This window comes from Curtobacterium sp. MCLR17_044 (genome assembly GCF_003234435.1).
Lineage (GTDB): Bacteria > Actinomycetota > Actinomycetes > Actinomycetales > Microbacteriaceae > Curtobacterium > Curtobacterium flaccumfaciens.
Genome location: NZ_QKTC01000009.1, coordinates 1 through 14,911 on the forward strand (window position 1 = coordinate 1; position 14,911 = coordinate 14,911).

General features: G+C 72.3%; 16 protein-coding genes. 11 read left to right on the top strand and 5 right to left on the bottom strand.

Annotation, left to right across the window (positions count from 1 at the left end; genetic code table 11):
- Positions 1–141 precede the first annotated feature (141 nt).
- Positions 142–1,047, bottom strand: coding sequence for a proline iminopeptidase-family hydrolase (locus DEJ04_RS07645; protein WP_258371336.1), 906 nt, complete (start codon positions 1,045–1,047; stop codon positions 142–144).
- Between the two features lie 86 nt (positions 1,048–1,133).
- Here DEJ04_RS07645 and DEJ04_RS07650 point away from each other — a divergent pair, with 86 nt between their 5' ends.
- Complete coding sequence (locus DEJ04_RS07650) at positions 1,134–1,865, top strand: FadR/GntR family transcriptional regulator (protein ID WP_111022162.1); 732 nt, start codon at positions 1,134–1,136, stop codon at positions 1,863–1,865.
- Positions 1,866–1,916: 51 nt separating this feature from the next.
- Here the strand turns inward: DEJ04_RS07650 and DEJ04_RS07655 are convergent, their stop codons facing one another.
- A complete protein-coding gene (locus tag DEJ04_RS07655; protein WP_071405071.1) occupies positions 1,917–2,480 on the bottom strand; it encodes a VOC family protein in 564 nt (187 codons plus the stop codon).
- Between the two features lie 273 nt (positions 2,481–2,753).
- Here DEJ04_RS07655 and DEJ04_RS07660 point away from each other — a divergent pair, with 273 nt between their 5' ends.
- The 6 genes from DEJ04_RS07660 (at position 2,754) to DEJ04_RS07685 (ending at position 9,999) form a co-directional block, all read left to right on the top strand.
- On the top strand, positions 2,754–4,319 hold the full coding sequence (locus DEJ04_RS07660; RefSeq protein ID WP_111046733.1) for an NCS1 family nucleobase:cation symporter-1: 1,566 nt from the start codon (positions 2,754–2,756) through the stop codon (positions 4,317–4,319).
- A gap of 159 nt (positions 4,320–4,478) precedes the next feature.
- Positions 4,479–5,243 (top strand): aspartate/glutamate racemase family protein, encoded by a 765-nt coding sequence (locus DEJ04_RS07665; RefSeq protein WP_111046734.1) that lies wholly within the window; start codon positions 4,479–4,481, stop codon positions 5,241–5,243.
- The gene (gene allB, locus DEJ04_RS07670; protein ID WP_111046735.1) at positions 5,240–6,616 is read left to right on the top strand and encodes an allantoinase AllB; all 1,377 of its coding nucleotides are present in this window, start codon (positions 5,240–5,242) and stop codon (positions 6,614–6,616) included. Before DEJ04_RS07665 ends, allB begins: the two co-directional genes overlap by 4 nt.
- 43 nt (positions 6,617–6,659) lie before the next feature.
- Positions 6,660–7,913, top strand: coding sequence for an alanine--glyoxylate aminotransferase family protein (locus DEJ04_RS07675; protein WP_110863478.1), 1,254 nt, complete (start codon positions 6,660–6,662; stop codon positions 7,911–7,913).
- Positions 7,910–9,169: an allantoate amidohydrolase gene (locus DEJ04_RS07680; protein WP_111046736.1), complete on the top strand. Its 1,260-nt coding sequence runs from the start codon at positions 7,910–7,912 to the stop codon at positions 9,167–9,169. Before DEJ04_RS07675 ends, DEJ04_RS07680 begins: the two co-directional genes overlap by 4 nt.
- Complete coding sequence (locus DEJ04_RS07685) at positions 9,166–9,999, top strand: MurR/RpiR family transcriptional regulator (RefSeq protein WP_111032069.1); 834 nt, start codon at positions 9,166–9,168, stop codon at positions 9,997–9,999. The genes DEJ04_RS07680 and DEJ04_RS07685 overlap by 4 nt, the downstream gene beginning before the upstream one ends.
- Here the strand turns inward: DEJ04_RS07685 and DEJ04_RS07690 are convergent.
- Together DEJ04_RS07690 and DEJ04_RS07695 are read right to left on the bottom strand one after the other, a co-directional pair.
- Complete coding sequence (locus tag DEJ04_RS07690; protein WP_111046737.1) at positions 9,966–10,475, bottom strand: SRPBCC family protein; 510 nt, start codon at positions 10,473–10,475, stop codon at positions 9,966–9,968. The two genes, DEJ04_RS07685 and DEJ04_RS07690, sit on opposite strands and share 34 nt — an antisense overlap.
- Positions 10,472–11,047, bottom strand: coding sequence for a GNAT family N-acetyltransferase (locus tag DEJ04_RS07695; RefSeq protein ID WP_111046738.1), 576 nt, complete (start codon positions 11,045–11,047; stop codon positions 10,472–10,474). Before DEJ04_RS07695 ends, DEJ04_RS07690 begins: the two co-directional genes overlap by 4 nt.
- 43 nt (positions 11,048–11,090) lie before the next feature.
- Here DEJ04_RS07695 and DEJ04_RS07700 point away from each other — a divergent pair, with 43 nt between their 5' ends.
- The 3 genes from DEJ04_RS07700 (at position 11,091) to epsC (ending at position 13,909) form a co-directional block, all read left to right on the top strand.
- Positions 11,091–12,128 (top strand): dipeptidase, encoded by a 1,038-nt coding sequence (locus DEJ04_RS07700; RefSeq protein ID WP_111046739.1) that lies wholly within the window; start codon positions 11,091–11,093, stop codon positions 12,126–12,128.
- Between the two features lie 261 nt (positions 12,129–12,389).
- Positions 12,390–13,328 (top strand): cysteine synthase A, encoded by a 939-nt coding sequence (cysK, locus tag DEJ04_RS07705; protein ID WP_027466262.1) that lies wholly within the window; start codon positions 12,390–12,392, stop codon positions 13,326–13,328.
- A 20-nt stretch (positions 13,329–13,348) separates the two neighbouring features.
- The gene (epsC, locus tag DEJ04_RS07710; RefSeq protein WP_111032065.1) at positions 13,349–13,909 is read left to right on the top strand and encodes a serine O-acetyltransferase EpsC; all 561 of its coding nucleotides are present in this window, start codon (positions 13,349–13,351) and stop codon (positions 13,907–13,909) included.
- 166 nt (positions 13,910–14,075) lie between these two features.
- Here epsC and DEJ04_RS07715 read toward each other — a convergent pair whose 3' ends face one another.
- Positions 14,076–14,375 (bottom strand): excalibur calcium-binding domain-containing protein, encoded by a 300-nt coding sequence (locus DEJ04_RS07715; RefSeq protein ID WP_209049853.1) that lies wholly within the window; start codon positions 14,373–14,375, stop codon positions 14,076–14,078.
- A gap of 141 nt (positions 14,376–14,516) precedes the next feature.
- On the opposite strand from DEJ04_RS07715, the gene DEJ04_RS07720 reads away from it, so the two are divergent.
- Positions 14,517–14,900: an MmcQ/YjbR family DNA-binding protein gene (locus DEJ04_RS07720; RefSeq protein WP_111038164.1), complete on the top strand. Its 384-nt coding sequence runs from the start codon at positions 14,517–14,519 to the stop codon at positions 14,898–14,900.
- Positions 14,901–14,911 lie beyond the last annotated feature (11 nt).

A 14,911-nucleotide genomic window follows, 5' to 3' on the forward strand; every position in this document is an offset into this window, starting at 1 on the left:
AGGCCGTCAGGCTCGCACCGGGTGACGCACCGCGCACGGTGCGGCTCGCGCGGATGCGGCACGGGATCGCGGACCGCGCACGGTGCGGACTGGAGGCGCGGGGCGGGCCCGTCCCGCGCCTCCAGACCGAAGGTGGCCGGGTCAGGCGTCGTCGTGCGCGGCCAGGAAGGCCGCGACGACCCGGCGGAACTCCGCCGGCTGTTCCAGGTGCGAGCAGTGGCTCGCGCCGGGGAAGACGTGCTGCTGGACGTCGGCGATCCGCTCGACGAACGGCGCCCACGTGGCGGGGGTGGCCTCGTCGTGCTCGCCGGCGACGACGAGCGTCGGCACGGCGACACGATCGAGCCGGTCGACGATGGTCCAGTCGCGCATCGTGCCGATGACGTGGAACTCGTTCGGGCCGTTCATCGTGTGGTAGACCGTCGGCTCGCGCTCCATCTGCTCCTCGGAGTCGACGAAGTCCTGCGGCATCGGGACCACGCGGCAGACGTGCCGCTCGTAGAAGACCTGCGTCGCCGCCAGGTACTCGGGGTCGTCGACGGTGCCGGCCGTCTCGTGCCGGGTCAGGGCGTCCTGCACGTCGGCGGGCAGCTGCGCGCGGAGCTCGGCGGCGCCGTCGACCCAGAGCTGCATCGAGGCGGGGGAGTTGCAGATCGCCAGCGACCGGAGCCCAGCGGGCTGCTGCACCGCGATCTCGGCGCCGAGCATGCCGCCCCACGACTGCCCGAGCACGTGGTGGTCGCCGAGCCCGAGGTGCTCGACCAGGGCGGCGTACTCGTCGACGAACAGCTGCGGCTGCCAGGTGTCGACCGGCGCGTCCGGGCGGTGGCTGCTCCGGCCGCAGCCGAACTGGTCGTGGTGGACGACGGTCCGGCCGGTCTCGTCGGCCAGGGCCGCGAGGTTCCGGAGGTAGTCGTGGGCCATGCCGGGCCCGCCGTGCAGGACGACGAGGGGCAGCGCGCCCGCGACCGGGGTGTCGGGCGTGGTGACCCGGTACCAGGTCTCGCCGTCGCGGAACGGCATCGTGGATTCGGTGATGCTGGACATGGGGGTCAGCATGGAGCGGAAAAAGGTCCCACGCAATACCTTTTCTGCTGCCTTAACGTGGTCGTAACACCGCGAAGGGGGTCCGTGTGTCCGATCGTGCGACCGAGACGCGCGTCGACGAGGTCGAGGACCGCCTCGTGACCGCCGTCGCCGTGGGTGAGTACCTGCCCGGCGCGAACCTGCCGCCGGAACGCGAACTGGCCGGCCTGCTCGGCGTCGCCCGGGTCACCGTGCGCGGTGCGATCGCGCGGCTCGTCGAACGGGGGCTGCTCGAGACCCGTCGAGGCCGGGGCGGCGGCACGTTCGTCCGCACCGAGTGGCCGGACAACTCTTCGGACGCCGTCGGGCGGGTGCTGCTCGCCCGGTGGGAGGCGATCCAGGACACCGCCGACGCCATCGCGCTGCTGCACGGGGCGCTCGCGACGGCCGCCGCGGAACGGGTCACCCCGGACGACGCCGCCCTGATCCGTGCGCGGCTCGAGGTGTTCCGTGACGCCACCTCGGGACTCGAGAAGCAGCAGGCCGACGCCGTGCTGCACCGGACGATCATCGACGCCGCGCGGAACGACGCCCTGCGGACGGCGCTCGCCGGGTTGGAGGCGCAGATCTCCATCGCCGCTCCGGCGCACCTGTGGGGCACGGCCGAGGGCATGGCGGAGATGGAGACCCGCGCGCTCCACGAGCACGAACTGCTGGTGGACGCGGTGTGTTCGGGGCGGGCGCCCGAGGCGGGCGTGATCGCCCGGCAGCACGTCGGGATCGACGTCGAACTGCTCGAACGGGCCGTACGGCGGACGGGGCAGGTGCCCCGCCACTGAGAGGACGGTCTGTCGGTCGGTGTGTTGGTCGGTCGGTGTGGCGGTCGGTCGTCAGTGCACGGCGGGTGCCGGCACCGGGTAGACGTCGTCGGGCATCGGCCACGGCGCCCACTTCGGCCGCGGCGCGTACACCAGGTACGGCTGCGGCGTCGGGTAGCTGACGAGCTCGAGTGTCGACCCCCACGGCGTGCGCGTGTAGACGAACCGGTTGCCGGCCCCCGCCTCGTCGCCACGCAGGTCGCGCGGGTCGGAATTCCGGGTACCGCCGGCTGACTCGACCCGGGCGAGCGTCTCGTCCAGGTCGTCGGCGTACATCGCCAGGTGCTGCCACCCCAGGTCGGACGGGTGTGCGGCGTTCCGCTGCTCGGGCCCCAGGTACTCGAACAGCTCGAGCCCCGGCCCCTCCGGCAGCGCGAGCATCCGCATGGCCCCCTGCGCCATGGTGCTCGGGATGCCGAGGTAGCCGTGCGCCTCGGAACTGCTGTTCGGCGTCTCGTCACGACGCCGCATGTCGTACAGGACGACGGCGTCGAACGCCGCCTCGAAGAACTGCGTGGCTGCGTCGATGTCCGGCACCGTGACGCCCACGTGGTCGATCCTGATTCCCCTGCTCATGGTCGATTCGTACCACCGGCGGTCCCCGCTGCTCGGGTCGGAGCGGGGTCCGTGCGGGGTCGGTGCCCATCGATGCGGCAAGCCGCACCGTGGCTCCGCGCGCGGCACCGGGAGCGGTCGGCGCCGGTCTCGACCACCGTCCCGGAACGGTCGTTCCAGGACGGGGTGCGGGACACACGACCGTTACACGAGGGAAACGGCGGGGGCGAAGTCGCTCCGTAGCTTCGTGCTCAAGCACGCACCGCCCCGCTTCCCACTCCCTCGGAGGACGCCATGGCTACCGACATCGCGACACCAGTCGCCGCGCCCCACGCCCCCACCACGACCGTCGCTCCCGCCCCAGCGGGCGCCGGTGTCGTCAAGCCCGGGTACGACCCGGCGCTCACGAACGAGGACCTCGCCCCGCTGCGCGAGCAGCGCTGGACGAGCTACAACTTCTTCGCCTTCTGGATGTCCGACGTGCACTCGGTCGGCGGCTACGTCACCGCCGGGTCGCTCTTCGCCCTCGGGATCGCGAGCTGGCAGGTGCTCATCGCCCTGGTGGTCGGCATCCTCATCGTGCAGGTCTTCGCCAACCTGGTCGCGAAGCCGTCGCAGCGCACCGGCGTGCCGTACCCGGTGATCAACCGCGCGGTGTTCGGGGTGCTCGGCGCGAACGTCCCCGCCATCATCCGCGGCCTCATCGCGATGGCCTGGTACGGCGTGCAGACCTTCCTCGCCGCCCAGTCGCTGAACATCATCTTCCTCAAGTTCATCCCGGCGTCGGCGGGGCTGCTCGACCACTCGTTCCTCGGGCTGTCGGCCCTGGGCTGGATCTCGTACGCGATCCTCTGGGTGGCACAGGGCGCGCTGTTCTGGATGGGCATGGAGGCGATCAAGCGGTTCATCGACTGGGCCGGACCGGCGGTCTACGTGGTGATGATCGTGCTCGCGGTCTACCTGGTCAGCCAGGCGGGCATCGGCAACATCTCGTTCACCCTGTCGGCCGGCGAGCCGCTGTCGTTCGGGGCGTCGATCCCGGTGATGCTGTCCGCGGTCGCCCTGGTGGTCAGCTACTTCTCCGGCCCGATGCTGAACTTCGGTGACTTCTCGCGCTACGGCCGGTCGTTCCGTGCGGTCAAGCGCGGCAACTTCTGGGGTCTGCCGATCAACTTCCTGTTCTTCTCGGTCCTGACGGTCCTCTGCGCCAGCGCGACGGTGCCGGTGTTCGGCAAGCTCATCACCGACCCGATCGAGACCGTGCAGGCCATCGGAGCACCCTTCGCGATCCTGCTCGGCGGCCTGACCTTCGTCACCGCGACCGTCGGCATCAACATCGTGGCGAACTTCATCAGCCCCGCGTTCGACTTCTCGAACGTGGCACCCCGGAAGATCTCGTGGCGGGCCGGGGGCATGATCGCCGCGGTCGGCTCCGTGCTCCTCACCCCGTGGAACTGGTACGGCAACGACCAGGCGATCCTGTACACGCTCGGGGTGCTCGGTGCGCTGATCGGCCCGCTGTTCGGCATCCTCATCGCGGGCTACTACATCGTCGGCAAGCAGCGCATCGCGATCGACGACATGTACTCCACGAGCCGCACGGCCCGGTACTGGTACCGCGGCGGGTTCAACCCGAACGCCATCTGGACCCTCGTGGTCACCGGCGCGATCTCGGTGGCGAGCGCGGTCCTGCCCCCGGCAGTCGGCGTGCTGCCGTGGCTGTCGAGCTACAGCTGGTTCATCGGGTGCGGCCTGGGCCTCGTCGTCTTCTGGGCGCTCGAGCGTGTCCGGCCGAGCATGCCCGTGCTCGACGCGGACGACCCCTCGGTCGACGACGGCGCGGCCGTCGGTCGCGCCTGACCCCCGGCGTCGCGGCCCGTCCTCCACAGGGCGGGTCGCGGCGCTCGGTCGTCCACAGATCCACACCACGGCCGGGAGGCCCGCCCCGCCCCCGCCACGATGGTCACCACCCAGCACCACCGGTTCCACCGCTCCACTCGCTCCACCGGAAGGACCCCGATGCGCATCCGCGTCGTCAACCCCAACACCACCGCGTCGATGACACGGGCGATCGGCGTCGCGGCCCAGGCCGCCGCCGCTCCCGGCACGCTGGTCGAAGCGGTCGAACCCTCGATGGGGCCGGCCTCGATCGAGAGCCACTACGAAGAGGCCCTGGCCGTGCCCGGGTTGCTCGAGCAGATCGCCCGCGGCGAGCAGGACGGGGTGGACGCGTTCGTCGTCGCCTGCTTCGGGGACCCGGGGCTCGACGCCGCGCGGGAGCTCGCGACGGTGCCGGTGATCGGGATCGCGGAGGCCGGGTTCCACGCCGCCGCGATGCTCGGCAGGCGGTTCGGCGTGGTCACCACCCTGGCGCGGACGACCGGCCGCGCCCACGAGCTCGCCCAGCGCTACGGCTTCGCCCCGCTCGTCACGGAGATCCGGGCGTGCGAGGTCCCGGTGCTCGAGCTCGACGACCCCGAGTCCGGAGCGCGGGCGCTCGTGATCGAGGAGTGCCGAGCGGTCATCGACGGGGGAGCCGATGCCGTCGTGCTCGGCTGCGCGGGCATGGCCGACTTCTGCGCCGAGGTCTCGCTGGCCATCGGGGCACCGGTCGTCGACGGCGTCGCGGCGGCCACGGTCCTGACGGAGTCGCTCGTCCGGCTCGGGTTGTCCACGGGCAAGCGCGGCGAGTACGCCCTGCCGCCGGTGAAGGTCATGTCGGGGCTGCTGGCGGGCTTCGAACGCCACCCGGCGGCGGTCGAGACGGCCGGGGCGGGCGCATGACGGGCCTCCCGGCGGGCGACACGGCAGACCTGGTCGTCCGCGCGCAGCGAGCCTGGGTCGACGGGGCGTTCCGTCCTGCCGCGGTCGTCGTCCACGACGGCCGGGTCACCGGCGTCCTGCCCGTCGACGCGGTCGTCGACGCCGTGCAGGACCACACCGTGCCGGCCGGGCAGGTGCTGCTCCCCGGACTCGTCGACACGCACGTGCACGTCAACGAGCCCGGCCGCACCGAGTGGGAGGGCTTCGCGTCCGCGACCCGGGCCGCTGCGATGGGCGGCGTCACCACGATCGTGGACATGCCGCTCAACTCCATCCCCGCGACGACCACGGTCGAGGCGCTCGCGGTCAAACGTGCGAGTGCCGAGGGCCGGGTGGCGGTCGACGTCGGGTTCTGGGGTGGCGCGGTCCCCGAGGGTCTCGGGTCGCTCGACACCCTGCACGACGCCGGCGTCTTCGGGTTCAAGTGCTTCACGGCGCCGAGCGGTGTCGACGAGTTCCCGCACCTCGACCCCGAGCAGCTCCGCGCCGCGATCGCCGAGGTCGCCGGTATCGACGCCCTGCTGATCGTGCACGCCGAGGACCCGGAACACCTCGTGCCGCACCGCGCGCTCGGCGGCCGGTACGCCGACTTCCTGGCCACCCGGCCCGTCGCCGCCGAACGGTCCGCGATCGCGCAGGTCATCGACGGCGCGCGGGCGACCGGTGCGCGGGTGCACGTGCTGCACCTGTCCGACGCGGGCGCACTGCCGATGCTCCGCACGGCGAAGGACGACGGCGTCCGGATCACGGTCGAGACGTGCCCGCACTACCTGTCGTTCGAGGCGGGCACGATCCCGGACGGCGCGACCGCCTACAAGTGCTGCCCACCGATCCGCGACGACGCCAACCGCGACGCGCTGTGGGGCGGCGTGCTCGACGGCACGATCGACCTCGTCGTGTCGGACCACTCGCCCTCCACTGCCGATCTGAAGACCGATGACTGGGGTCTCGCCTGGGGCGGGGTCGCCGGCCTGCAGGTCGGGTTCCGGGCGGTGTGGACCGAGGCCGAGCACCGAGGGATCCCGCTCGAGGCGCTGCTCCCGCTGTTCACGACCGGTCCGGCCGCCCTGGTCGGGCTGCGCGACCGCGGGGTGATCGCTCCCGGTGCCCTGGCGCACTTCGCCGTGTTCGATCCGTCCGCCGAGTCCGTCGTCGACGTCGCCGGGCTCGAGCACCGCAACCCGGTGTCCGCGTTCGACGGGCTCCGCGTGCGCGGCAGCGTCACCGAGACCTGGCTCCGCGGCCGTCGCATCGCCACGGCGGACGGCGGCGTGGTCGGCGTCGAGGGGCAGCTGGCCGGACGGCCCGTGCTCGCGGCGGAAACACCCCTGTAACGATCGTTCCGGTATCGTCGGATCAGGAACGGAAGGAACCACCATGCTCCCAGTGAACCCACCCGCCCGTCTCCTCATGGGGCCCGGTCCGATCGACGCCGACCCGCGCGTGCTCCGTGCCCTGTCGACGCCGCTCGTCGGCCAGTACGACCCCTGGATGACCTCGACGATGAACGAGACGCAGGCGCTCTACCGCCGCGTGTTCGGCACCCGCAACGACGCGACGCTGCTCGTGGACGGCACCTCGCGTGCGGGGATCGAAGCGGTGCTGGTGTCACTGCTCGCCCCGGGTGACCGCGTGCTCGTGCCGGTGTTCGGTCGGTTCGGGCACCTGCTCGCCGAGATCGCCGGCCGTGCCGGGGCCGAGGTCCACACCATCGAGACCGACTGGGGCCAGGTCTTCACGCCGTCCGCGATCGAGTCGGCCATCGCCCGCGTCCGGCCGAAGGTGCTGGCGGTCGTGCAGGGCGACACCTCGACCACGATGAACCAGCCGCTCGACGAACTCGGTGCGATCTGCGAGCGGTACGGCGTCCTGCTCTACACCGACGCCACGGCGACGGTCGGCGGCAACCCGCTCGAGGTCGACGCCTGGGGGATCGACGCCGTGAGCGCCGGGCTGCAGAAGTGCCTCGGCGGCCCGTCCGGCAGCGCACCCGTCACGCTGTCGCCGAAGGCCGTGGCCGTGCTCGACGAGCGGCGGAGCGTCGAGGCCGGCATCCGGGAACCCGGTGACGACGTCGCCGACGAACCGATCCGCTCGAACTACCTCGACCTCGCGATGATCCTCGACTACTGGGGCCCCCGCCGCCTGAACCACCACACCGAGGCCGCTTCGATGCTCTACGCCGCGCACGAGTGCGCCCGCATCCTGCTCGAGGAAGGCCGCGACGCGGTCGTCGCCCGCCACGAGACCGCCGGGCGCGCGATGCTCGCCGGGGTGCAGGCCCTCGGGCTCCCGGTATTCGGCGACGTCGCCCACAAGATGCACAACGTCGTCGCCGTCGAGATCCCGTCCGACGTCGTCGGCGACCAGGTGCGCGGCGCGATGCTCGACGACCACGGGATCGAGATCGGCACCTCGTTCGGGCCGCTGCACGGTCGGGTCTGGCGCATCGGCACGATGGGCTACAACGCCCGGAAGGACACCGTGGTCACGACCCTGGCCGCGCTCGAGCACACCCTGCGCCGGGCCGGGCACGCGGTCCCGCACGGCGGTGGTGTCGATGCCGCCCTCGACGTCTTCCGCGACGACACCGCAGCGGTCGCTCCCGCCGGGGCCGAGGTGCTCGCGTGAGCGCCGTGCCCGTCCTGAACGCCACCGCCGTGGGCACCGCCGACGCCGAACTCGTCGCCCGCTGGTGCGACGAGCTCGCCGCCCTCAGTGCCGAACCGGGCCGGATCACCCGCGTCTACCTGTCGCCCGAGCACGCCCGGGCGAACGCCCTCGTCGCGGGCTGGATGCAGGACGCCGGACTGTCCACCTGGCAGGACGCCGCCGGCAACCTGCACGGCCGGGCCGCGGGCGCGACGCCCGACGCCCCCGTGCTGCTGCTCGGCTCGCACCTGGACACCGTGGTCGACGCCGGACGGTACGACGGCGTCGTCGGGGTGCTCATGGCCATCCGCACCGCCGCCCGGCTCACCGCGGACGGTCCGCTGCCCGTCGCGCTCGAGGTCATCGCGTTCTCCGACGAAGAGGGCACGCGCTTCGGCAAGGCCCTGCTCGGGTCGTCCGCGGTGGCCGGGGTCTGGGACGACGCCTGGTGGAACCTGACCGACGGTGACGGCGTCACGCTCCGGCAGGCCTTCACCGACTTCGGCCTCGACCCGGAGCGCGTCGGCGACGCCGCGGTCGACCCGGCGTCGGTGGTCGGCTACCTCGAGGCGCACATCGAGCAGGGGCCGTACCTCGAGCAGGCCGGGCAGGCCCTCGGGGTCGTCACGAGCATCGCGAGTGCCCGCCGGTTCTCGGTCGAGGCCGTGGGAGAGGCCCGGCACGCCGGCGGCACCCCCTACGAGCGCCGGCACGACGCCCTGCTCGCCGCCGCCGAGGCCGCGCTCGCGGTGGAACGGATCTGCCGGGCATCGCACCAGGTCGGCACCGTCGGCACGATGACCGTCGAGCCCGGAGCCGTCAACGTCGTCCCCGGGCTCGCACGGTTCTCCGTCGATCTGCGCGGCGAGTTCGACGACGAGCGCGACGAGGTCTGGGACGAACTCTCCAAGGCCTTCACACTCATCGGTGAACGGCGCGGGGTGAGCGTCACCCCGACCGAGGTGCACCGTGCACCCGCGGTGTTCTGCTCGCCCCGGCTGATGGACGCCGTCCGCGCCGGGATCGTGTCGACGGGCGAGACCGCGCCGATGGAGCTGTTCTCACGAGCCGGCCACGACGCGATGTCGCTCGGGCTCGTGACCGACGTGGCGATGCTGTTCCTCCGCAACCCCGACGGCATCAGCCACCACCCGGACGAGTTCGTGTCGACGCCGGACATCGCCCTCGGCCTCGACGCCCTGGCCGTCGCCGTCGACCGGGTGGCCCGCGCATGAGCACCGCCGGCCCCGACGTCCGCGCCCGGATCGACTCCGTGTGGGAACAGCTCTCGCCCGCCGAACGACGGGTCGCCGCCATGGTCCGCCACGACCCGGAACTCCTGCTCGTCGGCACCTCCGCCGAACTCGCGGCCGAGTCCGGCACCTCGAAGGCCACGGTCTCGCGACTCGTGCGGTCGCTGGGGTTCCAGGACGCCGCCGAGGTCCGGCAGAACCTGATGTCCGCACGGGGTTCGGGCCTGCCGTGGGTCGCCGAGGACGCCGCCCACGTCGACCAGCGCGCGGTCGAGGCGCGCAACCTCGACGCGGCCTTCGCGTCCCTCGGCCGAGCGGATCGCCCGCGCCTGGCCCGTCGGATCGTCCGTGCCCGCCGCGTGCTCGTCCTCGGTGAACGCGGCGCGTACCCGATCGCACTGCAACTGCGGTCCCAGCTGGCGCAGGTGCGGTCCGACGTCCGGGTCGGTCCGTCGCCCGGGCAGCGACTCGGCGAAGAGGTCGCCGACCTCGACCGGCACGACCTCGTGATCCTGGTGACCGTGCGTCGGCACACCGCCGGGGTCGAACGGATCGTCCGGCACTGCGTCGACTCCGGGGCGGACGTCATCGTCCTCGGCGACCCGACGGCCGCGGTCATCGCCGCTCCCGCCGCCACCGCGATCCTCTGCCCGGTCGACTCGCCGTCGGCGTTCGACTCGATGGCCGCGCTGTTCGCCGTCGTCGCCGCGATCACGAACGACGTCTACGACGCCTCGGGTCCCGGTGGCCGGGTGCGGGTCGACGCCGTCGCCACCGCCTACGACGCGTTGGGGGAGCTCGCTGCGCCCTGATCGCCGTCCGATCCGGCGCGCAGCTCGGCACGCAGTTCGGCGGCGAGCGAGGCGTTGCGGTCGGCGATGAGCCGCGGCATGTACCGGGCCAGCGCGAGCAGCTCGGCCAGGCGGCCCAGCAGGCCGAGCGGTGCCCGGAACGTGATGGTGTCGACCATGCGCGTGCCGCCGGCCGACGGCTCGAAGCGGTGCTCGTGGTGGAACCGGGCGAACGGCCCACGCACCTGTTCGTCGACGAAGCGGTGGGGCGCCTCCAGGGCGGTGATCCTGCTCGTCATCCGCCAGACGACCCCGAAGTGCCGCGCACGCCAGGTGACGGTCTCGCCCAGGCCGATCATGCCGGCCGTCGTGCCGGCGACGGCGCGTTCGTCGGTCGCGGCCATCGATCGCTCGTGCGCGCCGATGTCGAGCGACAGCGCGAAGGCGCGCTCCGGCGGAACCGGCAGGTCCGTCACGACCCGGAACGAGACGGTCACGACGTCGGCCAGACCGTCGCGGCGGACCGATCGTCGTCGTGCAACGCGGCGGCGAGCAACTGGTCGTGCCGGCTGCCGCGGTGCAGCACGCTCGACCGCGTACGTCCTTCGAACCGAAGACCGAGCCGCTGTGCGACCGCGGCCGACGCGGTGTTCGTGGCGATCGCGCGCCACTGCACCCGGACGAGACCGAGTCCCTCGGGCGGACCGACGAAGGCCCACTGCAGCACGCGCTCGGCGGCCTCGGTCATGATGCCGGAGCCGCGACCGTCCGGGTGCATGGCGTACCCGATCTCGGCGGCCCCGTCGGCGAAGGCGAACAGGCCGACCGTGCCGAGCAGCCGGAGGTCGTCCGCGCGCCGGATCCCGAACTCGTACCGGGTGTCCGCCACCCAGCCGGGCGCGACGACGTCAGTGATCCAGTACCGTGCCTCGGCGTGCCCGTACGGCACCGGCACCGGGGTGGAAGCGATGACGTCGGGGTCGTTGGCGTAGGCCACCACGTCGTCGGCGTCGCCGAGCTCGGGGACCGAGAGCACCAGTCGCTCGGTGCGGAGGGTGACGGGCTGCACCGTTCGAGCCTAGCCACGACGGCGCGGGCGGTAGCGTCGGGGGATGACGTTCGACGCGCTCCCGTTCCCGGTCATCGACGGCCACAACGACCTGCCCTGGGAACGCCGTGACAGCCACGACTCCGGCGTCGAGGGCATCGACACCGAGACCGACTCGCTGCACACCGACATCCCGAAGCTCCGCGCCGGCGGCGTCGTCGGGCAGTTCTGGTCGGTGTTCGTGCCCGCGGACGACCCGGACCCCGTGACGACGACGCTGCAGCAGGTCGACCTCGCGCACCGGATCATCGCGCGCTACCCCGACGACCTCGCGCTCGCCCGCACCGCCGCCGAGGTCCGTGCCGCCGTCGACTCCGGCCGGATCGCGTCGCTGCTCGGCGCCGAGGGCGGGCACTCGATCGGTGACGACCTCGCGGTCCTCCGCACCCTCGCGCGGCTCGGCGTCCGCTACATGACGCTCACCCACAACGACGACACCCCCTGGGCCGACTCCGCGACCGGGGAGCGGGCGCACGGCGGCCTCACCGACCGCGGGCGGCAGATCGTCGCCGAGATGGAGCGGATCGGCATGCTCGTCGACCTGTCCCACACCGCACCGGCCACCATGCGGGACACCCTCGACGTGGCGACCCGGCCCGTCGTGTTCAGCCACTCGTCGACCGTCGCGATCGACGACCACCCGCGGAACGTGCCCGACGACGTGCTCGCCCGGTTGGCCGACAACGGCGGCGTCGTGATGATCACCTTCGTGCCGAAGTTCGTGTCGCGGGCGTGGGCGGACTGGGAGGAGTCGGGCATGGCCGGCGAACCGCCCCTGGTCACGGTGTCGGACGTCGCCGACCACGTCGAGCACGCCCGCGACGTCGCCGGTGTGGCGCACCTGGGCCTCGGCGGCGACTACGACGGCACCCCGGTGCTGCCGCCGGACCTGCGGGACGTGTCGCGGTACCCGGTGCTCGCGGCGGAGCTCGTCCGACGCGGGTGGGGCGAGTCGGACCTGCGGGCGCTGGCCGGTGGCAACGTGCTGCGGGTGCTCGAGGCGACCGACGAGCGGTTCGCCCGGACGGCGTTCGTGCGCTGAGGCGGTGGGGCGAGCCGCGAAAGCGACTCTCCTCGGCGCTGGTCGTGCTCACTCCCGCGAAAGCGACAGAACCCTGCGAACCTTCCGCGGGCATCTGTCGCTTTCGCAGGCCGGGGCAGGAAGGGCCTGGAGGCGCGACTCGCGTCCGGCGCGCACGCGCCGTCACGGACAGGACCGCCTGGGGTCCGGTCGCTAGGATCGGGCGCACACCGCGCCTCCAGGAAGAGCGATGCGCGACCTGAGCTGCGAAGGACGGACCGGATGAGCGGCACCATCTACGAGAACATCTCCCAGGCGTTCGGCAACACCCCCCTCGTCAAGCTGAACCGGCTGCCGAAGGCGGGCGGGGCCGAGGTGCTCGCCAAGCTCGAGTTCTACAACCCGGGTGCCAGCGTCAAGGACCGTCTGGGCGTCGCGATCATCGACGCCGCCGAGGCCTCCGGTGCGCTGCAGGCCGGTGGCACCATCGTCGAGGGCTCGTCCGGCAACACCGGCATCGCCCTCGCCCTGGTCGGCGCCGCTCGCGGGTACCGGGTCGTCATCACGATGCCCGAGACGATGAGCGTCGAGCGCCGTGCGGTCATCCGTGCGTACGGGGCCGAGATCGTCCTGACCCCCGGGCCCGAGGGCATGAAGGGCGCGGTCGCCAAGGCAGAGTCGATCGTCGCGGAGACCCCCGGCGCGATCCTCGCCCACCAGTTCGAGACGGCTGCGAACGCCGAGATCCACCGGAAGACCACGGCGGAGGAGATCCTCCGCGACACCGAGGAACACGTCGACGTGTTCGTCGCGGGTGTCGGCACCGGCGGCACGATCACCGGTGTCGGGCAGGTGCTCAAGGAGCGCGTACCCGGCGTGCAGATCGTCGCCGTCGAGCCGAAGGACTCGCCCCTGCTCACCGAGGGCAAGGCCGGTCCGCACAAGATCCAGGGCATCGGCGCGAACTTCGTGCCAGAGGTCCTCGACCAGAGCGTCATCGACGAGGTGTTCGACGTCGAGCTCGACGACGCGCTCCGGGTCGCCCGTGCCCTGGCGACGCAGGAGGGCATCCTGTCCGGCATCTCGTCCGGCGCGATCATCCACGCGGCCCTCGAGATCGCCGCACGCCCCGAGAACGCCGGCAAGCGGATCGTCGCCATCGTGTGCGACACCGGAGAGCGCTACCTGTCGACGGTGCTCTTCGAGGGGCTCACTGCGTGAGTCGTCCTCTTCGACGAGGCGTGCTGCGGACCATCCGGGAGGACCTGTCCGCAGCACGCCGCGGTGACCCCGCTGCCCGGGGCGACCTGGAGAACGCGATCGTCTACTCCGGGTTGCACGCCATCTGGACGTACCGCGTGACCCACCGTCTCTGGAACGCGCAGGGGCTGCCCGGGTCCCGGTTCGCGGCCCGCCTGCTCGGGCAGATCGCACGGTCGGTCACCGGCATCGAGATCCACCCCGGCGCGCGCATCGGCCGCCGGTTCTTCATCGACCACGGCATGGGCGTCGTCATCGGCGAGACCTCGGTCATCGGTGACGACGTGCTCGTGTTCCACGGCGTCACACTCGGCGGACGCGGCGGAGACCACGGGCCGGGAGCCCGACGGCACCCGGTGGTGGGGGACCGCGTGGTGCTCGGCGCCGGGTCGTCACTGATCGGGGCGATCACGATCGGGCCGGACTCCGTCGTCGGTGCCAACACGGTGGTCACGAAGGACGTGCCGGCGGGGTCGGTCGTCACGGGCGTCGCCGGGACTCCGCGTCCCCGATCCGGGCACGAGGGCGTCCCGACGCTCTGAGCGCGTCGCGCCGCCCCGCGCCGCCCCGCGTCGCGTCGCGCCACCCGCGTACGCCGGGGCACGCCGGGCACGCAAAACACCGGTGTTCGCGCATCGCACCCCGGCGTGCGGGTGTTCAGGACGCGAACACCGGTGTCGTGCCGGCGTCACCGAGCGAGTGGGAGCGTCAGCTCTTCTCGCAGGCGATGCCGTCCTTGTCGCGGTCGAGCTTGGTGTTCGCCTTGTACAGGGCGTCGTCCTTCTTCACCGTGCCCTTGAGCGCACGGTAGGTGGTCTTGCCGCCGGAGACGACCTTGTTCTTCGTGACGGACTTCTTGGCGATGCCGCCGGAGTACACCTTGTGCACCGCGGTGCAGTTGGCGTAGGACTTCGGCGCGGCCTGCGCGGTCGAGGTCCCGCCGACGACGACGGTGGTCGCGAGGACGGCGGTGGCGGCGGCGATGCCGAGGGTACGGATGATGCGCACGGGTTCCCCCTGGAACTGGTGGTGATCGCGCGAGCGACCGCCGCGTCGGGTGCGCGGCGTGGTGATCCTACGACGTGATCGACACTCATGACCTGCCCCCGAACGGGGTGCGCTGTCGGCGGCCTGCGGCATCCTGGTCACATGGACGGCGAGCAGCTGCACGACATCGCGAGCCGCACGGCGCTGGCGTTGCCGGCGGCCGTCGAGACCCAGCCGTTCGGCGAGGGCTCGGTGGTCTACAAGGTCGTCGGCAAGATGTTCGTGATGGTCACCGAGGTGCGTGGGACCCCGATCGTGAACCTCAAGTGCGCGCCGCCGCACGGAGCGGCGCTCGTGCGCGACCACGACGAGATCACGCCCGGGTGGCACATGAACAAGCGGCACTGGATCACGCTGACGCCGGGCAACGGCATCGACGAGACCCTGGTCGAGGACCTCGTGGCGAACGCCTACGACCTGGTCGTGGCCGGGCTGCCCGTGGCGAAGCGTCCGATCGACCCCTCGCGCGGCGTGCTGCCGAGCTGATCGGGACCGAC

Coding starts and splice junctions, on each gene's coding strand:
- allB (WP_111046735.1), top strand. CDS start 5,240: ATGACGGGCCTCCCGGCGGGCGACACGGCAGACCTGGTCGTCCGCGCG.
- cysK (WP_027466262.1), top strand. CDS start 12,390: ATGAGCGGCACCATCTACGAGAACATCTCCCAGGCGTTCGGCAACACC.
- DEJ04_RS07700 (WP_111046739.1), top strand. CDS start 11,091: ATGACGTTCGACGCGCTCCCGTTCCCGGTCATCGACGGCCACAACGAC.
- DEJ04_RS07685 (WP_111032069.1), top strand. CDS start 9,166: ATGAGCACCGCCGGCCCCGACGTCCGCGCCCGGATCGACTCCGTGTGG.
- DEJ04_RS07665 (WP_111046734.1), top strand. CDS start 4,479: ATGCGCATCCGCGTCGTCAACCCCAACACCACCGCGTCGATGACACGG.
- DEJ04_RS07660 (WP_111046733.1), top strand. CDS start 2,754: ATGGCTACCGACATCGCGACACCAGTCGCCGCGCCCCACGCCCCCACC.
- DEJ04_RS07675 (WP_110863478.1), top strand. CDS start 6,660: ATGCTCCCAGTGAACCCACCCGCCCGTCTCCTCATGGGGCCCGGTCCG.
- DEJ04_RS07720 (WP_111038164.1), top strand. CDS start 14,517: ATGGACGGCGAGCAGCTGCACGACATCGCGAGCCGCACGGCGCTGGCG.
- DEJ04_RS07645 (WP_258371336.1), bottom strand. CDS start 1,047: ATGTCCAGCATCACCGAATCCACGATGCCGTTCCGCGACGGCGAGACC.
- DEJ04_RS07655 (WP_071405071.1), bottom strand. CDS start 2,480: ATGAGCAGGGGAATCAGGATCGACCACGTGGGCGTCACGGTGCCGGAC.